The 24,512-nt window shown below is 63.2% G+C and carries 22 protein-coding genes; 9 read left to right on the forward strand and 13 right to left on the reverse strand.

The features are described 5' to 3' along the window. Positions 1–105: 105 nt before the first annotated feature. The 4 genes from ACR0BA_RS15450 to ACR0BA_RS15465 are packed head-to-tail and all read right to left on the reverse strand — an operon-like array spanning position 106 to position 3,722. Positions 106–816 (reverse strand): VIT1/CCC1 transporter family protein, encoded by a 711-nt coding sequence (locus ACR0BA_RS15450; protein WP_480728783.1) that lies wholly within the window; start codon positions 814–816, stop codon positions 106–108. A gap of 60 nt (positions 817–876) precedes the next feature. After that, complete coding sequence (locus ACR0BA_RS15455; RefSeq protein ID WP_170458262.1) at positions 877–1,866, reverse strand: YcjF family protein; 990 nt, start codon at positions 1,864–1,866, stop codon at positions 877–879. Between the two features lie 3 nt (positions 1,867–1,869). Then, a complete protein-coding gene (locus ACR0BA_RS15460) occupies positions 1,870–2,313 on the reverse strand; it encodes a GNAT family N-acetyltransferase (RefSeq protein ID WP_170458260.1) in 444 nt (147 codons plus the stop codon). Next, on the reverse strand, positions 2,310–3,722 hold the full coding sequence (locus ACR0BA_RS15465) for a YcjX family GTP-binding protein (RefSeq protein ID WP_480728786.1): 1,413 nt from the start codon (positions 3,720–3,722) through the stop codon (positions 2,310–2,312). The genes ACR0BA_RS15460 and ACR0BA_RS15465 overlap by 4 nt, the downstream gene beginning before the upstream one ends. Positions 3,723–3,834: 112 nt before the next feature. On the opposite strand from ACR0BA_RS15465, the gene truA reads away from it, so the two are divergent. Next, entirely contained in the window at positions 3,835–4,602 is a 768-nt protein-coding gene (gene truA, locus ACR0BA_RS15470) for a tRNA pseudouridine(38-40) synthase TruA (protein ID WP_170358129.1), read from the forward strand. Positions 4,603–4,604: 2 nt separating this feature from the next. Here truA and ACR0BA_RS15475 read toward each other — a convergent pair whose 3' ends face one another. The 4 genes from ACR0BA_RS15475 to ACR0BA_RS15490 all read right to left on the reverse strand — a co-directional run bounded on the left by ACR0BA_RS15475 (position 4,605) and on the right by ACR0BA_RS15490 (position 8,293). Next, the gene (locus tag ACR0BA_RS15475; RefSeq protein WP_480728787.1) at positions 4,605–5,540 is read right to left on the reverse strand and encodes a nickel/cobalt transporter; all 936 of its coding nucleotides are present in this window, start codon (positions 5,538–5,540) and stop codon (positions 4,605–4,607) included. Further along, positions 5,525–6,172 carry a DUF1007 family protein gene (locus tag ACR0BA_RS15480; RefSeq protein WP_480728789.1) on the reverse strand — a complete coding sequence of 216 codons (648 nt, stop codon included), beginning with the start codon at positions 6,170–6,172 and terminating at the stop codon, positions 5,525–5,527. The genes ACR0BA_RS15475 and ACR0BA_RS15480 overlap by 16 nt, the downstream gene beginning before the upstream one ends. Positions 6,173–6,240: 68 nt before the next feature. Then, on the reverse strand, positions 6,241–7,056 hold the full coding sequence (locus ACR0BA_RS15485) for a thioesterase family protein (protein ID WP_480728791.1): 816 nt from the start codon (positions 7,054–7,056) through the stop codon (positions 6,241–6,243). A gap of 1 nt (position 7,057) precedes the next feature. Then, positions 7,058–8,293 (reverse strand): acyl-CoA dehydrogenase family protein, encoded by a 1,236-nt coding sequence (locus ACR0BA_RS15490; protein ID WP_480728793.1) that lies wholly within the window; start codon positions 8,291–8,293, stop codon positions 7,058–7,060. A gap of 129 nt (positions 8,294–8,422) precedes the next feature. Here ACR0BA_RS15490 and ACR0BA_RS15495 point away from each other — a divergent pair, with 129 nt between their 5' ends. Then, positions 8,423–9,358: a 2-hydroxyacid dehydrogenase gene (locus ACR0BA_RS15495; protein WP_480728795.1), complete on the forward strand. Its 936-nt coding sequence runs from the start codon at positions 8,423–8,425 to the stop codon at positions 9,356–9,358. Positions 9,359–9,365: 7 nt separating this feature from the next. Here the strand turns inward: ACR0BA_RS15495 and ACR0BA_RS15500 are convergent, their stop codons facing one another. Beyond that, positions 9,366–9,755 (reverse strand): hypothetical protein, encoded by a 390-nt coding sequence (locus tag ACR0BA_RS15500; protein WP_170371999.1) that lies wholly within the window; start codon positions 9,753–9,755, stop codon positions 9,366–9,368. Positions 9,756–9,899: 144 nt separating this feature from the next. On the opposite strand from ACR0BA_RS15500, the gene ACR0BA_RS15505 reads away from it, so the two are divergent. The 3 genes from ACR0BA_RS15505 to ACR0BA_RS15515 all read left to right on the forward strand — a co-directional run bounded on the left by ACR0BA_RS15505 (position 9,900) and on the right by ACR0BA_RS15515 (position 12,212). Beyond that, positions 9,900–10,733 carry a bifunctional allantoicase/(S)-ureidoglycine aminohydrolase gene (locus tag ACR0BA_RS15505; RefSeq protein WP_170358122.1) on the forward strand — a complete coding sequence of 278 codons (834 nt, stop codon included), beginning with the start codon at positions 9,900–9,902 and terminating at the stop codon, positions 10,731–10,733. Positions 10,734–10,844: 111 nt separating this feature from the next. Next, positions 10,845–11,168: a hypothetical protein gene (locus ACR0BA_RS15510; protein WP_170337821.1), complete on the forward strand. Its 324-nt coding sequence runs from the start codon at positions 10,845–10,847 to the stop codon at positions 11,166–11,168. A gap of 54 nt (positions 11,169–11,222) precedes the next feature. Beyond that, a complete protein-coding gene (locus ACR0BA_RS15515) occupies positions 11,223–12,212 on the forward strand; it encodes a type I glyceraldehyde-3-phosphate dehydrogenase (protein WP_480728797.1) in 990 nt (329 codons plus the stop codon). A 40-nt stretch (positions 12,213–12,252) separates the two neighbouring features. Here the strand turns inward: ACR0BA_RS15515 and ACR0BA_RS15520 are convergent, their stop codons facing one another. From ACR0BA_RS15520 to puuE, 3 genes are all read right to left on the reverse strand, one after another. Beyond that, a complete protein-coding gene (locus tag ACR0BA_RS15520; protein WP_093962810.1) occupies positions 12,253–13,680 on the reverse strand; it encodes a uracil-xanthine permease family protein in 1,428 nt (475 codons plus the stop codon). Between the two features lie 66 nt (positions 13,681–13,746). After that, a complete protein-coding gene (locus ACR0BA_RS15525) occupies positions 13,747–14,235 on the reverse strand; it encodes an ureidoglycolate lyase (RefSeq protein ID WP_170337816.1) in 489 nt (162 codons plus the stop codon). Beyond that, positions 14,232–15,650 (reverse strand): allantoinase PuuE, encoded by a 1,419-nt coding sequence (puuE, locus tag ACR0BA_RS15530; RefSeq protein WP_480728799.1) that lies wholly within the window; start codon positions 15,648–15,650, stop codon positions 14,232–14,234. The genes ACR0BA_RS15525 and puuE overlap by 4 nt, the downstream gene beginning before the upstream one ends. 202 nt (positions 15,651–15,852) lie before the next feature. Here puuE and uraH point away from each other — a divergent pair, with 202 nt between their 5' ends. Then, complete coding sequence (gene uraH / locus ACR0BA_RS15535) at positions 15,853–16,209, forward strand: hydroxyisourate hydrolase (RefSeq protein ID WP_170435373.1); 357 nt, start codon at positions 15,853–15,855, stop codon at positions 16,207–16,209. Between the two features lie 4 nt (positions 16,210–16,213). Here uraH and ACR0BA_RS15540 read toward each other — a convergent pair whose 3' ends face one another. Continuing rightward, complete coding sequence (locus ACR0BA_RS15540) at positions 16,214–17,128, reverse strand: LysR family transcriptional regulator (RefSeq protein WP_480728801.1); 915 nt, start codon at positions 17,126–17,128, stop codon at positions 16,214–16,216. Between the two features lie 95 nt (positions 17,129–17,223). Here ACR0BA_RS15540 and ACR0BA_RS15545 point away from each other — a divergent pair, with 95 nt between their 5' ends. The 3 genes from ACR0BA_RS15545 (at position 17,224) to ACR0BA_RS15555 (ending at position 24,494) form a co-directional block, all read left to right on the forward strand. After that, the gene (locus ACR0BA_RS15545) at positions 17,224–18,447 is read left to right on the forward strand and encodes a urate hydroxylase PuuD (RefSeq protein ID WP_480728803.1); all 1,224 of its coding nucleotides are present in this window, start codon (positions 17,224–17,226) and stop codon (positions 18,445–18,447) included. A gap of 153 nt (positions 18,448–18,600) precedes the next feature. Further along, a complete protein-coding gene (locus ACR0BA_RS15550) occupies positions 18,601–20,406 on the forward strand; it encodes an autotransporter assembly complex protein TamA (protein ID WP_480728804.1) in 1,806 nt (601 codons plus the stop codon). Then, positions 20,403–24,494, forward strand: coding sequence for a translocation/assembly module TamB domain-containing protein (locus ACR0BA_RS15555; RefSeq protein ID WP_480728806.1), 4,092 nt, complete (start codon positions 20,403–20,405; stop codon positions 24,492–24,494). The genes ACR0BA_RS15550 and ACR0BA_RS15555 overlap by 4 nt, the downstream gene beginning before the upstream one ends. Positions 24,495–24,512 lie beyond the last annotated feature (18 nt).

Consider the following 24,512-nt stretch of genomic DNA (forward strand, 5'->3'; position numbering starts at 1 on the left):
CGCACCTCCGGGCAAATCTGCATTACAGGCTATCCTGTGCAGGTGCGGTAAGACAGTCGGGAAATCCCGAATGGTTTCAGCTTGTTGCGATCTGGCGCCAGTGATCTAAGGATGGAACAGAGACCCGACGAGATAGGCAATTGCCGCCGCCGCTCCACCAATCGCCAGCGTCTCAAGCCCCGAGCGCCACCAAGGCGCCAGCGACCACCGGCTTTTCATCGCGCCGATGGCAAAGAACACGCCCAGCGTCATCAGGACCGAGGCCGCAAACGCGCCCTGAACCCCCAACAGGAACGGCACGAGCGGAACCATGCCGGCCACGACAAAGGCCGCGAAGGTGGCCGCAGCGGCCTTGAGCGGATGCGGATCGACGCTGCCCAGCCCGTATTCGCCCTCGAGCATCAGGTTGATCCAGGTGTTACGATCGGCGGTGATCGCATCGGTTGCCTGTTCCAGCACCCGGCCCGACAAGCCCTTGCGGGACAGGATCTCCAGCACCTCGCCACGCTCGCCGTCGGGGTAGAGGCGGATGTGGCGCTCTTCGATGGCGCGGATCCGGCGGATATTGTCCAACTCGGCCTTGGTCCCCGAGTAGTTGCCCGCCGCCATCGAGAATCCGTCGGCCAGTACGTTGGCCAGGCCCAAGGCCACGATGACGAAGGGCGACAACCCGGCCCCGGCCACGCCCGCCACGATGGCCAGCGTGGTCACCGATCCGTCGATCCCGCCGTAAACAACGTCCCGCAGGAACCCGCGCCCGGGTGGGGCGTCGATCCGGTCTGCGATTTCCTGTTGGCTGTGGCCGTGATCCGCCATGGCTGGTCTCCCTTCCGGAAGACTGTGCCCCGCGCGGCGGCCCGCTGGCTTTGCGGCAGATCAACCCTTGGAAAACAGCCCGCTCAGCGCGCGCGAGACCATGCCGCGGGTCGACGGCCTGTGGCGGTCCGAGAAGGGCAGCGGACGGCAGACCTCCATCGCGGCCACGCCGACGCGGGCGCTGAGGGCGCCGTTGACCAACCCTTCGCCAAAGCGGCGCGACAGCTTGCTGAGGACCGACCCGCCCAGAACCGGTTCGAGCAGGTCGTCGCCCACGGCCACCGCACCGGTGGCCACCAGGTGAACAAAGACAGCGCGGGTCAATCGCCAGCCCCCTAGGAACCCGGCCCGCCCGCCATAGATTTCGGCAATCCGGCGGATCATCCGCAACGAGGCCAGCAGCGCCGTCGCCACATCGGCCAGCGCCAACGGCACCAGCGCCGTCACCGTCGCGACCTGGCGCGCGGCGGCCTCGACCTCGCGGCTGGCGGCGGCGTCCAGCGGGGCCAGCAATTCGTCCTCGACCAGTCCCAGCAGGCCCGAGGCGTCGAACTGTTCCTCGATCCGTTCGGTCAGACGGTCGCGGCCCCAGCGCATATCCTCGCGCCCGCGATAGAACGCGATCAGGCGCTGCGTCACGGCCCGGGCCTGCGCCAGATCGGCATCGGCCAGCGCGGCATCGGCGGCACGGCGCATCCCGTCCACCCGCGACAGCCGGCCCAGCGCGGCCAGTTCGCGCAGCGCGATCAGCAGGGCCACCAGCACCAGTGCGCAGATCAGGCCGGTCACGATCCAGCCCAGCACCGGCACGCTGGCAATCAACGAGGTGGCAAAATTCCACGCAGCGACAGAGACCGCCGCCCCCACGACCGCAACCGCCAGCCCCCAGAACCAGCGACCCAGAACCGACGGCTTGCGCGCGGCCAGTCGTGCCGCGGCCTGCATCGCCTGCCCCTGGGGCGGCGCGATATCCGGTACCGGCGCGGCCTTCGCCACGTCGGCGGCCGGGGCATCCTCGTCAAGCTCAATCAGAACCGGACCCTTGGCCATGCGTCACTCCTTTTTCCGCCAGACGAACCGAATGTCCGGCAGCTGTTCATCATTGTCGGCCCCGTTGCTGCGGGCCACTTCGACAAAACCGTGCCGTTCGTAGAACCGGCACGCGCCCGTGTTGGCCTGAAACGCATATAGCGCCAGTTCTCGGCGACCGGCCTTGGCGCTGTCCAACAGTTGCGTGCCGATCCCCTGGTTTCGCGCGGCAGGGCCTAGGTACAGGCAATGAACCTCGGTCCCGTCTACGGCCAGAAAGCCTGCGACCTTGCCGCCCTGTTCGGCAACCGTGACCCATCCATTGTCGATCATCCGCCCACAAAAAGCGATGGCTTCAGCCCCCGAATGCAGCTCGGGCATCCAGTCGTTTTCGCGTGCAAAGCCGTGCAGGATCTCTCCGACCGCCCCAGCGTCGAGGCTGCGCGCGGGCCTGAGGGTGACGGTCACAGCCGGTCTCCGATCAGAAACTGCGCGGCGCGGTCCAGCCGGATATGCGGCGGGCCGTCACCGGGGCGCAGCGAAAGATGCGCCGGGGCAAAGGTCATGAACCCGTACTCCTCGCCCAACCAGGTGTCGGCCCCTTTGCGCGCAGGGTTAAGCAGATGGGCGGGGTCTTCGGGCAGCTCTCCGGGATAGAAGGCCGCCTGTTTTCCATTCTCCAAAGTTCCGCGCACGCAAGGCAGTTCGATGCCGTTGTGATTGCGGATCTCTTCAGTCGTCACGCGCAGCGCGGCGATGGACATGGCGGCGGTCTCGGCCCCGGCGAACCTGGCGCGGTCGCGCGCCTCGCGGGTCAGGGCCTCCATGATCGCGGTCAGGCGCGGGTGCTGCAGGTGGTGCAGGTGATCGGCCTTGGTGGCCGCGAACAGGATGCGTTCGACCCGCTTGCCCAGCAGCAGCTGGCTGAGCCATGCGTTGCGGCCGGGCCGGAAGGCCGACAGGATGTCGCCCATGGCGCGGCGCATGTCCTCGACCGCCTGCGGACCCTTGTGGATCGCGCCCAGCGCATCCACCAGCACCACCTGCCGGTCGATCCGGGCGAAATGATCCCGGAAAAAAGGCTTCACCACCTGCGCCTTGTAAGCCTCGAACCGGCGCTCCATCTCGCGGTGCAGGCTGCGGCGGCGCGAGACGCCCTCGACCGGCAACGGCGCAAAGGTCAGCACCGGCGACCCGGCCAGATCGCCCGGCAGCAGGAACCGGCCCGGCGTGCAGTCATAAAACCCCGCATCCCGCGCGGCAGTCAGATAGTCGGCAAAGCCCCGCGCCAGGGCCTGCGCGGTGGGTTCATCATGTGGGTCGGCCGGATCAACGGCTTTGATCTGGGCCAGGAAATCGGCCGCGGCCGGACGCTGCGCGATCCGCTCCAGCGTTTCGCCAGACCAGTCGTCATAGGTTTTTTCGAGCAGCGCCAGATCCAGCAACCATTCGCCGGGATAGTCGACGATGTCCAGATGCACGGTGCGTGGCCCCTGCAGGCCAGCCAGCAGCCCGGCAGGGCGGACCTTGAACGACAGGCGCAGCTCGGACACGGCGCGGGTGCTGTCGGGCCAATGGGGCTGAGGCCCGGTCAAGGCCGACAGGTGCGATTCATAATCGAACCGGGGCACTGTGTCGTCGGGCTGCGGCTGCAGGTAGGCGGCGTTGATGCGCCCCTCCTGTTGGGCGACCAGGCCGGGCATCCTCCCCCGGTCCAGCAGGTTGGCCACCAGCGACGTGATGAACACCGTCTTGCCCGACCGCGCAAGACCGGTGACGCCCAGCCGCACGACCGGTTCGAAAAACGTCTCGGACACGCGGTCGCCGACGGATTCGACGCCGCGCACAAGACTGTCTGCCAGTGATGAGATGACCAAACCGCCGCCCCGCATTTCTTGTTTGTCCCAAGATAGGTAGCCGCTGCCCCGGTTGCCAGCGCTTTTGCCGCCTGCCCTTGCCCGGGCGCCTCCGGCAGGGTACCAGCAGCCCATGCCCAGATACGCGTTGAAAGTCGAATACCAAGGTGAGCCGTTTGCCGGATGGCAGCGGCAGAAGGATCTGCCCTCGGTCCAGGGCGCCATCGAGGCGGCGTTGTCGAAACTACAGCCCGGGTCACACACGATCGCGGCCGCCGGGCGCACGGATGCGGGCGTTCACGCGCTGGGGCAAGTGGCCCATTGCGACCTGGAAAAAGATTGGGACCCGTTCCGCCTGTCCGAGGCGCTGAACTATCACCTCAAGCCGTTGCCGGTGGCGATTCTCAAGGCCGCGCGGGTGGCGGATGACTGGCATGCGCGGTTCTCGGCCATCGAGCGGCAGTACCTGTTCCGCATACTGATCCGCCGTGCGCCCGCGACCCATGACAAGGGCCAGGTCTGGCAGATCGGGCATCCGCTGGATGTCGCCGCGATGCAGGCTGGGGCCGACATGTTGATCGGGCGGCACGATTTCACCACCTTCCGGTCCTCGATCTGCCAGGCGGCCAGCCCGGTCAAGACGCTGGACGAGCTGCGCGTCGAACAGGTTCCGGGCTTTTCCGGCCCCGAGGTGCATTTCCACGTCCGCGCCCGGTCCTTCCTGCACAACCAGGTGCGCAGTTTCGTCGGCACGCTCGAACGGGTCGGCGCGGGCGCCTGGACACCGCAGGACGTGCGCGATGCGCTCGAGGCTGCCGACCGCGCGGCCTGCGGGCCGGTCTGCCCTCCGCAAGGTTTGTACCTGGCGCGGGTGGGCTACCCCGATCCTGTTTTCGACTGACGTCAGAGCGCGCGCAGCAGCAATCCACCGGCGATCACCGCGATCAGCAGCCCGGCCACCAGTTCGATCGTGGGCGCCAGCACGGCCGCGAACCGCGTAGCCGAGGCCGAGGCCAAGAGCCCTCCTCGCAACCCGAACGACGTCCAGCCAACCAGGGTGGTGACGGTCGCGGTGCCCAGCGCCATGGCAAAGGCCCCGGCGATACCGACCATCGCGATGCCCATCTGCCAGGTCAGGATCAGCACGAACAAAGCTCCGGTACACGGTCGCGCGGCGATGCCGGCGATCAGGATCAGCGCCTCGCGCAGGCTGCCGACCTGGGCCACCTCTTCGGCGGTGGGGCCATGACGATGCCCGCAATCGGAACAAGCCTCACTGTCGTGATGGTGATGATGCCCGTGATCATGATGATGGTGATGGTCTTGCGGGGCACTGTCCGAACGACCGCGCCGGGCGAAACTGCGCAGCGATCGCAGAACCAGCCACAGCCCGATGGCCGCGATCGCACCATAGCTGACCGGGGCCATGATCTGCTCGGTGGTGCCGACCAAGCTTTCCCGCGACATCTGGAACACCAGAACGCCTGCATACACCAGAACGATCGCCGTCACGGCCTGCCCCAGCGAGGACAGTACGCTGATCGCCGACAGGCGCAGAAAGGCGACATTGCGGCCCAGCCCATACCCTCCGATCAGCACCTTGCCATGGCCCGGCCCCACCGCATGGAAGAACCCATAGGCAAAACAGACGGCCAGCAGCGTGGCCACGGCCTCGGGCTGTTCGGCCCGCGCGGCCCGAAGGGCTCGGGCGATCTGGTTCTGAAATTCCCGCTGCTCGCCCGCGGCCCAGGACGCGAGGCTGTCAAAGCCTCCGCTGCCCCAGAACCACAGCAGCAGCGCTATTGCCAGGCCGACCGGCAGGATCAGGTAGCGGGACATGAAACGCGGATCTCGGTGGCAAAGCGTTCACCGACCAGGGGGATGTCGTTCTCCTCGAGGTCATAGTCGGCGTCCAGGGTCAGCAGAAAGGCCTGCATCTGGGCCAGTTCGCCGTCGATATCCGGCTCGAACCTGTCGACCCGGCAGGTTTCAGGCCCGGAAACGGTGACCGGGCGCGTCACTTCGTAGGCGGTATAGAATGTCTCATCAAAGGGTTTGGCCGACAGGCCTCGGGCGGGCACAGGCTCGCCCTCGACCTTACGCAGATGGGTGGTAACGATACGGCCATCCTCGGTCGTGGCGCGCGGTTCCAGCGGACCGGACAAGGCAACCGGCTGATCGGCGGCCAGGATGACCAGATCGCCATTGTATCCTTCGACCCACTGCGCGTCGAAACCGGCGAGGCGCTGCTCTTCGGCTTCGGACAGCACGCCGTCGCCGTCCTGATCCAATCTCATGTCTTCAAGCACTAGCAGCGAGTAGAACTCGTCATAGGCCCAGGTGACGCGGACATGGGTCAGGTTGCCCGACTCGTCCACTATGAACTCCAGCCCGGTGTCGATGAAGACATGCGGGTGCGCCACCGCGGAAAACGGCAGGCAACAGGCGATAAAGGTGGGTATCCAGCGCATGAACGCGAAGATAGGGTGCCCGACCGGCGCTGGCAACGCGGTTCGGCGGGGAGAACGGATTTTGCCGTTCATTTCGGCGGAAACAGGACCAGCGTCTGCAGCGCCGTGCCGATCGGCCCTTGAGTATCATACAGAACCGACTGCGACATCCCGATGCCGCTGGGTTGCCAGTGTGACACGGAATCTGAGGCGAGCCAGTCGGACATCGGCTCGCGGTGGATCTGCACCGTCAGGTCGGTGTTCATGAACCCCATTTCCGAGGTCGGCGCATTCCAAGAAATGCCATTGCCACAATCGGCCAGCGGGCACAGCGACTGGATCGGCGAGGGGTTTTCGCCCTCGAGCAGAGGCGGGGTGCGCATCCAAATGGTTTTTGGGCCCGCCCCCTGATTACCGCCTTTGGGATAGGCCACCTCGGAATGATGGGCAAAGCCGGGCAGGTCATGCCGCATTTCACCGATGGGAAACGGGCCGTCTTCGATCTGCGAAAGGTCGGGGGCTTGGATCGCCACATTCGGCACCGGCCCCAGATCCCGGCGCGCCAGATGCATCGTGGTGGCGGTGGCGCACAGCGTGTCGTCCAGATCGTGCACGGTGACACGCGTGGTGGCCAGCGTCTTGGTGTGGCGCACGGTTTCGGCGGCCACGCGCAAACCGGACAGAGGCAGCGGGCGCAGCAGATCGACGGTCAGGCGGGTCAGCATCTTGTCGGGACCGACCTCGATCTCGGCCGCGCGCACGATCAGGCCCGCAACCGGGCCGGCATGACAGTGGTCGGCCGACCACGGCCCGCGCGCCGGGTCATTGCCGACAAAGGCCCCGTCGGGCGCGACCCGGAAATAGGCGGTCTCACCCACCACTGGCTGCATCGCCGCGTCCTGCATGTCAGATCTTTTCCTGAGTGTGCTTCTTCAGCTCGGCCCGCGCCACCTGACGGCGATGCACCGCATCCGGGCCATCGGCCAGCCGCAACGTGCGCACATGCGTCCAGGCGGTGGCCAGCGGCGTATCCTGGCTGACGCCCTGCCCGCCGAACATCTGCACCGCCTCGTCGATCACCTTCAGCGCGACGCGCGGTGCCACGACCTTGATCTGGCTGATCCACGGGGCTGCCGCGCGCGCATCGCCCTGATCCATGTACCACGCGGCCTTCAGACACAGCAGGCGGGCCATCTCGATCTCCATCCGGCACTCGGCGATGATGTCGAAATTGGCACCCAGCTGCGCCAGCTTCTTGCCGAAGGCTTCGCGCTGCAGGGCGCGTTTGCACATCTGTTCCAGCGCCATCTCGGCCTGGCCGATCGCGCGCATGCAATGATGGATGCGACCGGGCCCGAGGCGCCCCTGCGCGATTTCGAACCCGCGGCCCTCGCCCAGCAGGATGTTCTCGGCCGGCACCCGGACATCGGTGAACCGGATATGCATGTGCCCGTGCGGCGCGTCGTCATGGCCGTACACTTCCATCGGGCGCAGGATCTCGATCCCCGGCGTGTCGGCGGGCACCACGATCATCGACTGGCGCTGGTGCTTGGGCAGGTCGTCGCCGCCGGTCTTGACCATCACGATGTAGACCTTGCAGCGCGGATCGCCCGCGCCGGACGACCACCATTTCTCGCCATTCAGAACATAGTCATCCCCGTCCCGCACGCAGGACATCGAGATATTCGTGGCATCCGACGAGGCCACATCCGGTTCGGTCATCAGATAGGCCGAGCGGATCTCGCCCTCGAGCAGCGGTTTGAGCCACCGCGCTTTCATCATCTCGGTGCCGTAGCGCTCGAACACCTCCATGTTCCCGGTGTCGGGGGCGGAACAGTTGAACACCTCGGCGCCCAGCGGGGTCTTGCCCATCTCTTCGGCGAAATAGGCGTACTCGACTGTAGTCAGGCCAAAGCCCTTGTCGCTGTCGGTCAGCCAGAAATTCCACAGACCCGCCGCCTTGGCCTTGGCCTTCAACCCCTCCAGGATCTCGGCCTGGCGGTCGGTGTACCGCCAGCGGTCACCCTTGTTGATCTCGGCCTGGTATTCCTCTTCCAAGGGCATGATCTCGTTGCGGATCATGTCGCGGACCCGCTCCAGCAGCGCCCGGTTCTCCTCGCGCAAGACGAATGACATGTTCATGAAGAATCCTCCGTAGATCCCGGAACCGGGCTTTACCTTTGCGCCGAGGATGGCTTAGCTGCAGCAACTGTGTCCAGCCGCGTGACGGCACGTCACTTGCAATCAATTTGAAACGGAAGAGGGGCGCAGATGGCGTTGTTGATCGATACCGGGCTGTCCGACTGGATGAGCGATGCCGAGATTGCCGAAGAGGTACGGCGACATGCACCAACGGCCGATGTGCGCACGCCAAGCACCATTGGTGACCCGGCCGAGGTCACCATGGTGGCGGTTGTCTCCCTGCGGGACGATCACGCGAGTCGCCTGCCCAATCTGCAGCTGGTGCAAAAGTTGGGCGCCGGGGTCGAGACGATCGTGTCGAACCCCGCCCTGCCCGCGCATGTTCGCGTGGCCCGCCTGAAACCGGACGCCCCGGCGCAAGGCATCGCAGAGTGGTTTCTGGCCTATATCCTGTACGCTCACCGGAACATGGGCTTTCACGCAAACGCTCAGCGGCGGGCCGAGTGGCGGCCGAAAGCGCCGGTGCTGACATCTGACACCGTAGTCGGAGTTCTGGGGCTGGGCCATATCGGCAGCCGTACCGCCTGCATGCTGCGCGATGTCGGGTTTCAGGTCATCGGCTGGAGCCGGTCACCCAAGCAAATCGAAGATGTCACCTGTCTGCACGGGCAGGATGCTTTGCCGGGAATGCTGGGCGGTTGCGGCCATGTCTGCGCGATCCTGCCCTCGACCCCCGAAACCATCGGCTTGTTCGACGCAGAAATGCTCGGCGCGATGAAGGACGGCAGCCAGTTGTTGAATGCGGGACGTGGCGACCTGATCGACGAAACAGCCTTGATCGAGGCACTTGACCGGGGTCGTCCTGGGCGCGCGGTTCTCGATGTGACCGCACAAGAACCGTTGCCCAAAGACAGCCCCTTATGGCGGCACCCTGCGGTCACGATCACACCGCATGTGTCGGGATGGCATCTGGGTGATGCGTTGGCGGATGTTGCCCAGAACTTTCTGCAGCTGAGTGCAGGTCAGCCCCTGCTGCACGAGGTTGACCGCAGCCGCGGTTACTGAGCCGCGATTACGGCGTCAGAATCCAATTGCCGCTGGCATCCTTGCACTGACGGGTGCGGATTTCCGGGTTGGGCGCCGCCCCGGACGGCTGGACAAAGTGCTGGAAGTGAACGCAGTTGTCCTTCACGTCCCGTATCCTGACCGTGCCTTTGGTGCCCGTTTTCTCGTTGACCCAGTTGCGCTCCTGCCCGACGCTTGGGTTCCCGCCTGCCAGCATCGAAGACGTCGTCGCGTCCAGAACCTGATAGTCGTCCGGGCTCAGCCCCATTTCGGCGATGATCCGGGACAGAGGCTTGGCATCGACCGCCCCCACGACACCCGACAAAAACAGCGCAAACAGGGCAGCAGGCAACCGGACATTCATGCGAAACTCGCTTTCGTGAAAATTGATCTGCACCAAGAATATACATCCGAGCAATCAGGGCCAAGCCCCCGCGGCCGGACCTTCAAATAATGCCGAACAAACCTATCGGACTGCCGGCGCTATCGGCCCGCCGCTGATGCGACCATAGTAATCGGAAACCAAGCTTGAGGCACAGGAATGGCTCATCAAAACTACTACGCGCCCACCGGCGGGCTTCCGGACCAGACTCAGCTGCTGACCGACCGCGCCATGTTCACTGACGCCTATGCCGTCATCCCGAAAGGCACGATGCGCGACATCGTGACCAGCTTTCTGCCGTTTTGGGAACAGACCCGACTGTGGGTCCTTTCGCGCCCCCTCAGCGGGTTTGCCGAGACGTTTTCGCAATACATCATGGAGGTCCAGCCGGGCGGCGGCAGCGATACGCCCGAGACGGACCCGAAGGCTCAAGGCGTGGTCTTCGTCGTCGAAGGGTCGGTTACCCTGACCCTTGCGGGGCAGGTCCACGAGCTGGACACAGGGGGCTATGCCTACATTCCGCCCGGGTCCGATTGGACCTTGCACAACCGCTCTGACGCCGTGGCCCGGTTCCATTGGGTACGCAAGGCCTATGAGGCCGTACCCGGATTGCCGGCCCCCGATCCGATCATCACCAACGAACGCGACGTCGCCCCAACCCCAATGCCCGGCACCGAAGGTCGGTGGGCCACCACGCGCTTCGCGGATCCAAGTGATCTGCGCCATGACATGCATGTGAACATTGTCACGTTTGAACCAGGCGGGGTCATCCCCTTTGCCGAAACGCATGTCATGGAGCACGGGCTTTATGTGCTTGAGGGCAAGGCCGTCTATCGACTGAACCAGGATTGGGTCGAGGTCGAGGCCGGTGACTACATGTGGTTGCGCGCGTTCTGTCCTCAAGCCTGCTACGCGGGCGGGCCGGGGCGATTCCGGTACCTGCTCTACAAGGACGTCAATCGGCACATGCCGTTGAAACTGTCCACACGATGACCAGCAAAAGGTTCTGAAAACGGGCTTTTGCGTCGGCAGGGGTTCACAGGGACGGCGGAATTTGCTGAAATCAGAGGTGATTTCGTTTTGTTCATTCGTGGAGATTGGTCGATGAAACTGCGCGCCCCTCTGACGGCACTGGCCATGATCGGCCTCATGGTCGCCGTCGACACCGCCCCGGTCGTGGCAAAGGAAGCGACCAAAACCGTATCCGTCATGAGCCGCACATGGGCTGTGACGCAGGTTGCGGACGCCCCTGTCGTGTATCGTGCGACCCGCGACAACAACAACCTCAACCCGTTCGGCCCGCCGCCGCGCCTGCGCACGGTTCAGGCCATTGCGGCCATCCAGCAGGCAACCGGGTGCAAGGTGATCCGGTCAAGCATGTACCAGAATATTTCGGGCCAGTTCTTCTCGCAGGTCAGCTGCGGATAACGGAGACTCCATAGGGGCATTGAGGTCGGTCAGACGGCCTGCCATAGCTTGCGCATGAAACTCGCAATCAACGGATTCGGCCGCATCGGCCGCACGATCCTGCGGCAGGTCATGGCCCTGCCAGCGGGTTCGGATGTTCAAGTGGTGCTGATCAACGACATCGCACCGCTGGAGACCTGTGCCTATCTGTTCAAGTACGACAGCACGTTCGGCCCCTATGCCGGTTCGGTCGAAACCAGCGCCGGGGCCTTGCAGGTAGATGGACATTCGATTCCACTGAGCCACAGCGACGACCTTGCCGATGTCGATCTGTCCGGCGTGGACGTGATGCTGGATTGCACGGGTATCGCGCGCAGTTCGGATGTCGCGATCCGGGGCCTGCAGGCAGGGGCTGGCAAGGTGCTGATTTCCGGCCCGTCCCCGGCCGCCGAAAAAACGATCGTTCTGGGTGCCAACGAAGACATGCTGGGCAGTGCCCGGATTGTGTCGAACGCGTCCTGCACCACCAACGCGCTGGCGCCGCTGGCCAAGGTGATCGACGAGATCGGAGGCATCGCCTCAGCGCACATGACCACGATTCACTGCTACACAAACAGCCAGCCGATGGTGGACGCCCCGCGCGGCGACCTGGCGCGGTCGCGGGCCGGGGCCTTGTCGATGGTACCCACAACGTCAAGCGCGACCCATCTGATCGACGAGGTTCTGCCCCATCTGGCCGGACGTATTTCCGGTGCGGCGGTGCGGGTGCCCACTGCCAGCGTCTCGGCCATCGATCTGGTTGTGACCCTGCAAAAAGGAATGGAACCCGAGCTGTTCTCGGCCGAATTGCACCGCGCCGTCGAGGCATCAAAGGTGCTCGGCTGGACCGACTTGCCGCTGGTCTCGTCTGATCTACGTGCGCGACCGGAATCGCTGGTGATTGCCGGACCGGAAACGCGGGTCGTCGGGCAAAACCAGGTTCGGGTTTTCGGATGGTACGACAATGAGTGGGGTTTTTCGGCCCGTATGCTCGATGTCGCCGGGATGATGGCCCAGTCGGAATAGCCCGCAGCGCGCTTGGCGCTGCAGGGCTGAGCTACAGGTTTCAGTCGTGCGGCAGACTGCCAGCGCCGTGACCGGCCATTCCGCCCGAGACCTCTTCGGTCGACTCCTCGGCCAGTTCATGCGGCAGAATGAGGTTCAGCACGATGGCGATCAGCGCTGCGGGCAGCAGTCCGCTTGTCATCAGGATGCGGATTGTGTCCGGCAAGTGCTGAACCGCGCCGGGCTCCAGCTGCAAACCAAGCCCGATCGACAGCGAGATGGCGAAGATCACCATGTTGCGGCGATTCCAGTCCACGTCAGACAACATCGAAATACCGGCAGCCACCACCATGCCGAACATGACGATCACGCCGCCCCCCAGAACTTCGATCGGAACAGTGCGTATGATGGCGCCGACCTTGGGAACAAGTCCGCATAGGATCAGGAAGAGCGCACCAATCGTGACGACATGGCGGCTCATGACACCGGTCATCGCGATCAGGCCGACATTCTGACTGAACGAGGTATTCGGCAAACCGCCAAAGATACCGGCGACAGCCGTGCCAACACCATCTGCGTAGGTCGCTCCCGCGATCTCTTTGTCCGTGGCCTCGCGACCCGCGCCACCTTTGGTAATGCCCGAAACGTCACCGACGGTTTCGACCGCTGACACGAAAGCCATGAGGCAGAACCCGATCACCGCCGCCAGCGAGAATTCGAACCCATATTTGAAGGGCACCGGCAGCGCGAAACCAGCGGCCCGCGACCAGCTTGTTCCAATGGCTTCAAACGTCACCATTCCGACCATCAGGGCGTAGACATAGCCGACAGCCAATCCGACCAGAACCGCAGACACCGACAGCATTCCGCGGGCAAAGAACTTGAGGCCCAGCGTGACGATCACGACGACCAGTGCCGCAGACCAGTTGAGCAGCGATCCGTATTCCGGCGTACCGATCGCAGGGACACCACCCGCCGCATATTGGATGCCGACCTTGACAAGTGCCAATCCGATCATCGTCACAACAAGGCCCGTGACCAATGGCGGCAGAGCGAAGCGGATCTTGCCAATGAACATCCCAAGGCAGGCGTGAAAGATGCCGCCGATCAGAACGCCTCCGAACAGCGCGGCAAGGGCCTCAACGCCCTTGCCAGCCACCAATGGGATCATGATGGGCAGGAACGCAAAGCTTGTTCCCTGAACGATGGGCAATGCCGCACCAACCGGGCCCAGCGTGATGGTCTGCAACAAGGTCGCCAACCCTGCAAACAGCATCGACATCTGGATCAGGTACAGCAGCTCGGGAAAATCGGGCGAGTTCGACCCGAAGCCAAACCCGGCCGCACCGGCCACGATGATGGCGGGGGTCACGTTTGACACAAACATTGCCAGAACGTGCTGAATCCCAAGTGGTATCGCCTTGTGCAGCGCAGGCGTGTAATTCGGATCCCGAAGCTGATCGGGTGTTCCTATCGAAGTTTCGGCCATGATCTCAACTGTCTCCCTGTTTTCTCATGGGGGTCTTGCCGCTTCTCCGGCGGCTTCAAAATTGGCTTAGCGTTCAACCACCTCGTAAGGGGTATCGAACCAGTGCTCCTCGAGGTTTGCGCCTGAACCGATACGGTCGACTACCGCGAAAAGGCCTGGCGCGTGCAGTGGCGTCAGCACACCGTGCCACGTGCCCCTATGGTAGTTCACAGCCTGCCCCGGCTGCGTCACGAAGGCCAGCGGCCGGCCGGGAACGCCATCCTCATCCGGCGCGACGATCACCAGGAACGGCTGGTTGGTCATGGGAACGAAAGCCTGGCTGCCTTGGGGGTGACGTTCGACCATGTCCAGTTGATAGGGCAATGCCCGCGGATTGGCATCGAACAGGCTGATCCCCGCGCGCCCATCCGCGAAATCCAGAACCGCCCGGTCATGGTATCGCCCGCACTGACCCTGGTTGATGATCTTGTCCGGCGTGCCCGAAACCTCAAGCACATCGCCGAACGGTGCAAAGGCTTGGGCCGTCAGCGGCGCGATAGGAATGATCCGCGTCATGAGGGCAGCACGTCGCGCAGCCGGAACTCGGCGATGCGCTCGACCTGACGGCAAGCCTCGGCGAGTTCGGTCTCGCGGTCATTCTCGATGCGTCGCTGGAACGCCTGCAGGATCGAGGCCGTGTCGTGGTCGCGCACGGCGATGATGAAGGGGAAGCCAAATTTCTCGGTGTAACGCGTGTTCAGATCGGTAAAGGCGTCGCGCTCGGCGTCGGTCAGGGCGTCCAACCCGGCGGAGGCCTGTTCCGAGGTGCTTTCGGCCGTCAGGCGTTTGGCCTGCGCCAGCTTGCCCGCCAGATCCGGATGCGCGGTCAGAACGCCCAGGCGTTCCTCGGGCGAGGCCGAACGGAACACCCGTGCCAGCGCGTTGTGTAGCCCGCCCGCCGTATCATGAGCGGGGCCCAGTTCCAGCGCCCAGGCGCGCTCGGCGATCCAGGGTGAATGTTCGAAAATACCGCCATAGGCCGCCACGAAGGCGTCGCGGTCCATCTGCGAGGGGCGCGGGCGATCCTGCGGCGGATGATGCGCGGCCCAGTGTTCGGCAATCTGCAACCGGGTCGCGAACCACACATCGGAAAAGCCGCGCGCATAGTCCAGAAACCGCTTCAGCGCCATCACCCGGCCCGGCCGGCCGATCAGGCGGCAATGCAGACCGATCGACAACATCTTGGGCGCGCCCGCCTGCCCCTCGGCATAGAGCGCATCGAAGCTGTCGCGGAGATACGCAAAGAACTGTTCGCCCGAGTTGAACCCCTGCGGCGTGGCAAAGCGCATGTCGTTGCAGTCCAACGTATAGGGCACGATCAGCTGGTCGCGCCCACCGGTATGCATCCAATAAGGCAGATCGTCGGCGTAGGTGTCGGCCACATAGGCAAACCCGCCTTCCTCGGCCACCAGCCGCACGGTGTTGTCCGAGCACCGCCCCGTGTACCAGCCGCGCGGACGTTCCCCGACCACCTCGGTATGCAGGCGGATCGCCTCGGCGATCTGGGCGCGCTCCTCGTCTTCGGGCATGTCCTTGTGCTCGACCCATTTCAGGCCGTGGCTGGCGATCTCCCACCCGGCGGAATTCATCGCCGCCACCTGATCGGGCGAGCGCGCCAGCGCGGTAGCCACGCCATAGACGGTCACCGGCAAGTCGGCCATCAAGCGATGCAGCCGCCAGAAACCGGCGCGGGCGCCGTATTCATATATGGACTCCATGTTCCAATGACGCTGGCCGGGCCAAGGCGCGGCACCCACGATTTCGGACAGAAATGCCTCGGACGCGGCGTCGCCATGCAATACGCAGTTTTCGCCGCCCTCTTCATAGTTCAGCACGATCTGCACTGCCAGCTTGGCTCCGCCCGGCCACTGGGCTTCTGGCGGGTTGGCTCCGTATCCAATCATGTCGCGGGGGTATCGGGGGGGCTGCATTCTGCTTTCCGTCTTCAATTTCAGGCTTCCATTCGGTTTATCCCATAAAACCGTGATGGATTATCAAATCAATCCGAACGCTGTTTCCGGTTGTTTCGGCGTTCCCTGCGCCATGGCCTTTGCCGCAAGGTGGGCAATGCAAACCGGATTGCCTAAAATGGCATCCGAAGACGAAACGTGCAGACAACAGCAGGAGCAACTCGTGGCAGGCTATCTGACGACCCATGTTCTGGACACGGCGCGGGGATGTCCGGCCGAGGGGCTGAAAATCGCGTTGTACCGCGTGTCCGGCAATTCGCACCGGAAATTGGTTGAGATGGAAACCAATGCGGACGGGCGCACCGACAGTCCCATCCTGCCGGAAAAGACTTTCAAGACCGGTATCTACGAGTTGATCTTCTTTGCGGGCGACTACCTGCGGGCCTCCGGACAAGCCGTTGAAGAGCCTCTTTTCCTTGATCAAATACCGATCCGGTTCGGCATGTCCGACCCCGAGGCGCATTACCATGTGCCGCTATTGCTGTCGCCATTCGGGTATTCGACCTACCGGGGCAGCTGACTCCTCAGACCTGCGACATCCGCACCACGTCGCCGATCCGCGAGACCATGAAATCCATGAACAGGCGCGCCTTGGGGTCCTGATGACGCCGATGCGTGTAGAGGCACGCCATCTGCACCGAAACCGGTGGCGTGTCGACGGCAACGGGCACCAATCGCCCAGCCTTGAGATGCTCGGCCACTTCAAAAACGGGTTTCATCGCGATCCCCTGCCCAGCCAGCGCCCAATCAGTCAGAACATCGCCATCGTCGCACTCGAACCGTCCGGACACCGCAAACCGTTTGGGTCCTTCGGCTGTCTGCAGTAACCATTGGAACTCGGTCGCCCCAGGGAATCGCAGGTTCAGGCATTCGTGCCGGTCCGAGATCAGCTCCGCCCCGGTCCGGGGCATGCCTCGGCGCGCGACATAGTCTGGCGCAGCACACAAGACACGCTGGCAATCCGCGATTTTGCGGATCCGCAATGTGCTGTCTTCGGGTTGACCGATGAAGAACGCCAGATCCAGCCCTTCGGTCGTGAGATCAACAGACCTGTCCGTCAGACGCAGCCGCACGTCAATCTCGGGGTAGTCGGCAAGAAATTCAGGCACTTGAGGCGCCAACAGCCGTCGCCCGACCCCCAGTGGAGCCGCTACGAAAAGCGATCCCCGGGGCGCTTCGGTCAGGTGCACGACCTGCGCTTCGGCCTCGTTCACGGCATCCAGAACCGCAACCGCACCGGGGTAGAACGCCCGGCCCTGCTCGGTCGGGCTGAGGTTTCGGGTCGTACGCTGGAACAATCGCACACCCAAATGATCTTCGAGCTGGGAAATCCGCGCCGAAGTCACCGCTGGCGAGATTCGCAGATCGCGCCCGGCCGCGGACATGCTGCCAAGATCATAGACCCGGACAAAGGTACGGATATTGTCGAGATAGGACATCTTTTCGTTTTTTTTGATACAGTTTGACAATATACGGGAATACCGAAGAAAACCCCGTTTGCCTAGTGTGTCGGCAAGCAATCGGAGAGCTTTGCATGTATGAATTCGCCGTGTTCTGGGACTGGATGGCATTTGCGGTGCGGTGGCTGCATGTCATCACGGCAATCGCCTGGATCGGATCGTCATTCTATTTCATCGCGCTGGACCTCGGCCTGAACCGCGACATCCCCGGTCCTGCGGATGGCGAGGAATGGCAGGTGCATGGCGGCGGCTTCTACCATATTCAGAAATACCTTGTGGCGCCCGAGCGGATGCCCGACCACCTGACCTGGTTCAAATGGGAAAGCTATGCAACCTGGCTCAGCGGTGCGGCCTTGTTGATGATCGTCTATTGGGTGGGCGGTGAGCTGTATCTGATCGACGCACAGAAGGCCGATCTGGCGCTTTGGCAGGGCATCCTGATCTCGGCGGCGTCGCTGACCGTGGGCTGGCTGATCTATGACTTCCTGTGCAAATCGGGCCTGGGCGAGCGTCCGACGCTGCTGATGCTGCTGCTGTTCGTTCTGCTTGTGACGATGGGTTGGGGATACAACCAGATCTTCACTGGCCGCGCGATGATGCTGCATCTGGGCGCTTTCACCGCCACGATCATGACGGCCAATGTGTTTTTTATCATCATGCCCAACCAACGGATCGTGGTGGATGACCTGAAAAACGGCCGCACCCCGGACCCGAAATACGGCAAGATCGCCAAGCTGCGCTCGACCCACAACAACTATCTGACTTTGCCGGTGGTCTTCCTGATGCTGTCGAACCATTACCCGCTGGCCTTTGCGACCGAATACAACTGGATCATCGCGGCGCTGGTGTTCCTGATGGGTGTCACCATCCGGCACTACTTCAATACGCGCCACGCCCGGGCCGGCAACCCGACCTGGACCTGGCTTGTGACGGCCCTGCTGTTCATCGCCATCATGTGGCTGTCCACTGCGCCGATGTACAAACCGCTGGAAGAGGCCGAGGCGCAGCCTCTGACCCAGTTCGAGGAGCGCTTTGTGCAGGCCAGCGGCTTTGAAGAAGCCCATGACGTAGTCTTGGGGCGCTGTTCCATGTGCCACGCGCGCGAGCCCGTCTGGGACGGAATCCTCTGGGCCCCCAAGGGTGTTCTTCTGGAGACCGAAGGTGACATCGCGCGCAATGCCGAGCAAATCTATCTGCAGGCTGGAGTCAGCCACGCGATGCCGCCGGCCAACGTCACCTATATGGAACCCGAAGACCGCGAGGCCATTATCCGTTGGTTCCGAAACGCGGGCCTGTAGCGGCAGCTTTTCCACAACTTCGCATGGGAACTGGGAAATCCGCGTTTATTTCTTTGCCTGAGCGGTTTGAGATGGTCTAACTGTTTCCAAGGGATCGCGGCGCCGCGACAAGCAGCGCAAATCAATGCGGCCCGGGACAGGTGGAGCCATTTGATGCAGGCGAGCAGACGTAGGGTCGGTCTGAAGAACTGGTGTGCGGGTGTGTTTTTTGCCCTCGCCCCGACCTGTGCGATGGCACTGGAAACATCGCTTGCAGCGCCAGGATTGTCGGACGACTTGAAAAAGCAGATTGAGGAAACGTCCTCGGTCATGACTGCCGACAACCGGGGGCTGGACACGCCGCTTGAAGTTCTGTCAGCCGCGTTGTCGGATTACCGAACGATCGTGCAAATTCTCTATGATGCAGGATATTTCGGCCCGTCGGTCAGCATCAAGCTGGACGGGAAAGAAGCGGCAGATCTCAGCTCGCTGAGCGTTCCTGCGCAGATCAATCGGGCAACGATCACCATTCGCCCCGGCAAAGCGTACAATTTCGGAACCGCAGTCGTTCAGCCTTTGGCCCCCGATACCGAATTGCCCGAAGAGTTTGCCCCCGGCAAGCTGGCCACGACCGGCGCCATTCAACAGGCGACTTCGGCCGGGATTCAGGCCTGGAAGGACGCGGGCCACGCCAAAGCGAAACTGCGCGATCAACAGATCATCGCCCGGCACGCACAGGCCCAGCTGGACGCCCGGATCGACCTGGATCAGGGGCCGCGCCTGAAGTTCGGCAAGATGTATATCGAAGGCGGCACCGATGTCCGCCACAGTTCGATCGAGAAAATCGCCGGTTTCCCGTCGGGCGAGGTCTACTCGCCCGAAAAGTTGCAAAAGGTCGGCACACGGCTGCGGCGGACTGGTACGTTCAGCACCGTCTCGATCCAGGAACGGGACACGCCGAACCCGGACGGCACGCTGGATTTCGACGCCACCTTCGAGGACTTGCCCAAACGCCGCCTGACGTTTGGGGTCGAACTGGCCTCGCGCGATGGCTTGGACCTGACCGCGACCTGGACCCACCGCAACGTGTTCCGCCGCGCTCAACGGCTGCGCTTTGAGGCCGCTATCCGAAATATCGGCGGGTCTGAGGATATCGACGGGCGGTTGGGTCTGCGTCTGGATCAGCCCGACCGACTGGGCCCGGACGACAATACCTTCTGGAGCGCGCTGCTCGAGCGCCGAAACACCGACAACTACAGCGTGTCGGTTGCCTCGCTGACCTATGGTGCGCGGCGGACGTTCTCGGACGAGTTGTATGCCGAGGCGGCTGTGGGCTTCTCCATCTCGAACGCTGACGACGCCTATGGTGACGGCCGCAAGTTCCGATATTTCATCATTCCGTTCCGGTCCGAGTGGGACAAACGCGACAGCAAGGTCAGCGCCACCCGCGGGTATTACCTGGACAGCCAGTTCATGCCCTTTGTCGGCATCTCGGGCACGGATACCGGGCTGCGCCTGTTTTTCGACGGTCGCGCCTATACCAGCCTGGGCACTGGCGGCCGGATCGTGCTGGCCGGGCGGGTGCAACTTGGATCGATACTCGGCCCCCCGGCGGATGGTGTCACACCGGATTTCCTGTTCTTCTCCGGCGGCGCGGGCACCGTTCGCGGTCAGCCCTATGAAAGCCTTGGTGTCCCCGTCGGCACGGGCATTGCCGGCGGCAAGTCCTTTCTTGGCCTGTCGGGCGAGGTGCGCGGCAAGGTCACTGAAAAGCTGTCTCTTGTTGGGTTTTACGACTACGGTATCGTGGACACGTCTTCGTTCATTGGCAGTGGCGCCGAGTACCACGCGGGCGCGGGCCTTGGCGTTCGGTACGATCTGGGCGGCTTCGGCCCGCTAAGGCTGGACCTGGCGGTGCCTGTGCAAGGTGACACGGGCAACGGGCTGCAGTTCTATATCGGGATTGGGCAAGCATTTTGAGGCGTTACCTTTCATATCCTCTGGCCGTCGGGGCAACCGCCTTTGCCCTTTCCGGCCCCGTGGCCGCGCAAGAGGAAGAGAGCGGCGGTCTGCTGACCGATTTCCTGCAGAACACGTTATCCGGGGACAACCGCAATATCCGGGTCATCGGGCTGGAGGGCGCGCTGAGCTCTCGCGCACGCATCCAGGAGATCACGGTGGCCGACGACGAAGGAGTCTGGCTGACCATCAAGAACGCCGAGCTGGATTGGAACCGGCTAGCCCTGATCCGCGGCCGGTTTTCCGTGAACGCCCTGACCGCCGAAGAAATCGACATCGCACGCGCACCCGGCAAGACCACCACGGACGAACCGGCCGCCACCGCCGAGACCGAACCCTTTCAACTGCCAGAACTGCCCGTGGCGATTGAGATCGGTGAACTGCGCGTCGACGAGTTGTCCCTGGGCGAACCGCTGATCGGCGTTGCAGCAGACCTTTCAGTGGACGGAAACCTGAATCTTGCCGATGGCGCGTTGGACACCAAGCTGGATATCAATCGGTTGGACCGGGCCGGCGATCAGATAAATCTTGTGGCCGGTTTCCAGAACGAAAGCCGGCAAATCGACCTGGACCTGACCGTCTCCGAGGCGTCAGGTGGGCTGATTTCGACCGCATTGAATATACCGGACAGCCCACCCATCGGCCTGACGGCCAAAGGATCCGGTCCGATCACCGACTTCACGGCAGATATCGGGCTGAGCAGTAACAATGTCGACCGTGTCTCGGGCCAGGTGCGCCTGCGCGGGATAGAAAAGACGGAAGGGGCGGCAGACGAAGGCATTGCCTTTACCGCCGATCTAGGCGGCGACCTGACCCCATTTCTGGCCACCAACATGGATACCTTCTTCGGAACGGATACACGTCTGTATGTCGATGGCCGTACCGGAGCCGAAGGTGCGCTGGAGATTACCGAGGCGGACATCACGTCCGAAGCTTTGAAACTGGAAGCGCAGCTCAGCCTTGGGAAAGGCGGGGCGCTGCAACTGGCAGCCGTCCAGGCACGGATCTCGCCACCGGCCGGGGACGACGTGGTCCTGCCATTCGGTGGAGGAGACACATCCGTCAAGGCCGCACAGCTCTCTGCCCTGTTCGACCACGAGAACGGCAATCATTGGGACCTGAGCCTGACGACCGATAATGTTGTCACACCCCAAGTCCAGGTTGCGCACACGCGGTTGACCGCACAGGGCACCCTGACTCAGATCGGCGGTCTGGACCTGTCCGGAGATCTTCAAGCCTCTCTGGATGGTTTGGACTTGGCTGACCCTGCTCTGAACACAGCGGTGGGCGATCGCATTACCCTGGATGGCCTGTTCGAATACGGACGGGACAAATCGCTCCGACTCTCGGGTTTCGAACTTGGGGGAATCGACTATTCGGCGACCGCCGATGCCGTCGTCAACGGGCTTGAAAGCGGTCTGAAGATTGACGGATCGGCAACGGTGCAAGCGTCAGATCTGTCTCGTTTCTCTGAGCTCGCCAAATTGGATCTGGGCGGCCGGGCGTCGGTCCGGGTCGAGGGGGCGGGCTCGCCGTTGGAGGGCAGTTTTGACGGCAAGCTGGCCGTTTCCGGACAAAACCTGTCCACTGGTCGGGGCGACATCGACCCCATCATCGCGGGCGAGACGGACATCACGCTGGACGCCAAGCGGGATGCAAACGGCATCCTGATCCGCGCTTTCACCATCGACGGCGAAACATTGAACGCACAGGCGGATGGCGCTGTCACCACTCCGAACGGCAATTTGACCATGGACGGCCAGGCCCGCGTGAATGCCTCGGACCTCTCAGTATTCTCCGGCCTCGCCAAGCGCGATCTTGCGGGGGCCGTTCAGGCCCAGGTGGATGGCAAGGGCACCGTGCAGACCCTTGAGTTTGATGGCACTGCGCAGGTGACGACTACAGACCTGCAAACCGGGCTGGATCAGGTGGATCCGCTTGTGACCGGGCGCGTTGTCCTGAACTTCGACGGGGCCCGCACCGGTGACCGGATCGAAATTCGAAAAGCAACCGTTGACGCAGCCGCGCTGAATGCCCAAGTCGCGGCAACCATCGACGATCCGACCGGAAACCTGGCTTTTGACGGTCAGGCGCAGGTCGATGCCCCCGACCTGTCCGTCTTTTCCGGACTGGCAGGCCGTACGTTGGCGGGCGCGGTCACAGCGGATGTGACTGGTCGAGGGGCCCGTGGCAGCAAAGTCTTCGACGTGCAGGGCAAAATCAATGCAGAGGACATCTTGACCGGAATCGAAGCGGTGGATGCGCTGATCCCCGGACAGACGACGCTGACAGTCGACGCATCAAACGGCGATGAAGGGTTGAACATCCGAAACTTCCGGCTTGCAGGGACAGCCTTGTCCGCCAACGCATCCGGCATCTTGAGCCGCGAAAGCGGCGGGCTGAGCTTCTCCGCCGCGTTGGACGACCTCGCCCGGGTTTCACAGACCCTGACGGGACCGCTGAAGGTGAACGGGAATGTGGCCCCCACATCCAGCGGAGTCGAGGGCACGGTCAGAGTGACCGGCCCGGAGACGTCCTACGCCAATCTTGTAGGCAGCGTGAATACGGATGGCTCGGCCGACCTGGACTTTGACGCCAAGTTCGATCGGGTCGAACGTTTTGCGCCCGAGTTTCCGGGCAGCTTGACGGCGAAAGGCAATGCAACGCGCCAGAACGGCGTGTGGACCATTGATGCCAATGCCGCCGGACCGGCCGAGATCAGCAGTGCAGTCAAGGGAACCTATGACGAAGCCTCGGGCAATGCCGACATTTCTGCACAGGGCGGCGTCAATTTGGGTATTGCAAACATCTTCATCACGCCCAACAAGATCGACGGATCGGCCCGGTTCGACCTGGCGTTGAAGGGCAAGCCGGCGCTGGAGTCGGTGAGTGGTCAGATCACCACCTCAGGGACGTCGATGGCGATCCCCAGCGTTGGGCAGACCATCACCGATATCGGCGGAACTGTAGACCTTGCCAACAGCCGCGCAACGATTTCGATGCGCGGCGGCATGCGCGCCGGAGGCGGATTTACGGTCAGTGGCCCGGTCGACCTGACACCGCCTTTCAACGCGCAGATCACAACTGCAATCAACAATCTCGTCCTGACCGACAATCTTCTGTACGAGACCACGTTGAACGGCCAGATCGCAATGACAGGCGCCCTGGCAGGAAACAGTTCGTTGGCCGGGCAGATCACGTTTGGCGAGACCAATATCAACCTGGCCGCGGCATCTGGCGCGGTGGGGGCCGCGCCGATCCCCAAGATCGAACACGTGAACGAAAGCAATGCCAGCTACGTCACTCGGGAACGGGCGCAGCTGGTAGAAAAGGAGAAAACGTCGCAATCGGACTCTCGCATATCTCTCGACATCAGCCTGTTGGCCCCCAAGGCGGTTTTCGTGCGGGGCCGCGGTGTGAATGCTGAATTGGGCGGTGCGATCTTCATCAAGGGCACCACCAAATCCGTCATCCCATCGGGCCAGATCGAACTGATCCGCGGTAATCTGGACATCCTTGGCCGGAGGCTGGCGCTGACCAAGGGCGTGGTCAGCCTGCAGGGCGACCTGACGCCGTATATCGAGTTCGAATCCTCGGCCAGCACTTCGGATGGAACCGCAACGTTGGAAATCGCGGGCCCGCTGGATTCTCCGACAGTCGATGTGTTCTCGGACCCAGAACGCCCCGCCGAAGAGGCGCTGGCCATGCTGCTGTTCGGCAACCGCTTTTCCGAACTGTCCCCGTTTGTCATCGCCCAGATGGCCGCGTCGCTGGCCCAACTGAGCGGTGCCGGTGGCGATGCCACCAAGGGCGTTCGGGACGCCACGGGGGTAGATACCGTCGACGTCGGCGCGACCGAGGGCGGCGGCGGGCGTCTGGGCGCCGGCGCTTATCTGAGCGACAACCTGTACACCGATTTCACCGTGAACACCGAAGGCGACACCGAGGTGAACCTGAACCTGGACGTCAGCGACAGCGTGACGGTGCGCGGCACCGTAGATGGGCGCGGCGATACCGGCATCGGGATTTTCTTCGAGCGTGACTACTAGGGTTGGGCGGGACCGCCA

It is taken from the genome of Ruegeria sp. CI5, from assembly GCF_056536885.1.

Coding starts and splice junctions, on each gene's coding strand:
- ACR0BA_RS15450 (WP_480728783.1), bottom strand. CDS start 816: ATGGCGGATCACGGCCACAGCCAACAGGAAATCGCAGACCGGATCGAC.
- ACR0BA_RS15455 (WP_170458262.1), bottom strand. CDS start 1,866: ATGGCCAAGGGTCCGGTTCTGATTGAGCTTGACGAGGATGCCCCGGCC.
- truA (WP_170358129.1), top strand. CDS start 3,835: ATGCCCAGATACGCGTTGAAAGTCGAATACCAAGGTGAGCCGTTTGCC.
- ACR0BA_RS15475 (WP_480728787.1), bottom strand. CDS start 5,540: ATGTCCCGCTACCTGATCCTGCCGGTCGGCCTGGCAATAGCGCTGCTG.
- ACR0BA_RS15480 (WP_480728789.1), bottom strand. CDS start 6,172: ATGCGCTGGATACCCACCTTTATCGCCTGTTGCCTGCCGTTTTCCGCG.
- ACR0BA_RS15485 (WP_480728791.1), bottom strand. CDS start 7,056: ATGCAGGACGCGGCGATGCAGCCAGTGGTGGGTGAGACCGCCTATTTC.
- ACR0BA_RS15490 (WP_480728793.1), bottom strand. CDS start 8,293: ATGAACATGTCATTCGTCTTGCGCGAGGAGAACCGGGCGCTGCTGGAG.
- ACR0BA_RS15495 (WP_480728795.1), top strand. CDS start 8,423: ATGGCGTTGTTGATCGATACCGGGCTGTCCGACTGGATGAGCGATGCC.
- ACR0BA_RS15505 (WP_170358122.1), top strand. CDS start 9,900: ATGGCTCATCAAAACTACTACGCGCCCACCGGCGGGCTTCCGGACCAG.
- ACR0BA_RS15510 (WP_170337821.1), top strand. CDS start 10,845: ATGAAACTGCGCGCCCCTCTGACGGCACTGGCCATGATCGGCCTCATG.
- ACR0BA_RS15515 (WP_480728797.1), top strand. CDS start 11,223: ATGAAACTCGCAATCAACGGATTCGGCCGCATCGGCCGCACGATCCTG.
- ACR0BA_RS15520 (WP_093962810.1), bottom strand. CDS start 13,680: ATGGCCGAAACTTCGATAGGAACACCCGATCAGCTTCGGGATCCGAAT.
- ACR0BA_RS15525 (WP_170337816.1), bottom strand. CDS start 14,235: ATGACGCGGATCATTCCTATCGCGCCGCTGACGGCCCAAGCCTTTGCA.
- puuE (WP_480728799.1), bottom strand. CDS start 15,650: ATGCAGCCCCCCCGATACCCCCGCGACATGATTGGATACGGAGCCAAC.
- ACR0BA_RS15540 (WP_480728801.1), bottom strand. CDS start 17,128: ATGTCCTATCTCGACAATATCCGTACCTTTGTCCGGGTCTATGATCTT.
- ACR0BA_RS15545 (WP_480728803.1), top strand. CDS start 17,224: ATGTATGAATTCGCCGTGTTCTGGGACTGGATGGCATTTGCGGTGCGG.
- ACR0BA_RS15550 (WP_480728804.1), top strand. CDS start 18,601: ATGCAGGCGAGCAGACGTAGGGTCGGTCTGAAGAACTGGTGTGCGGGT.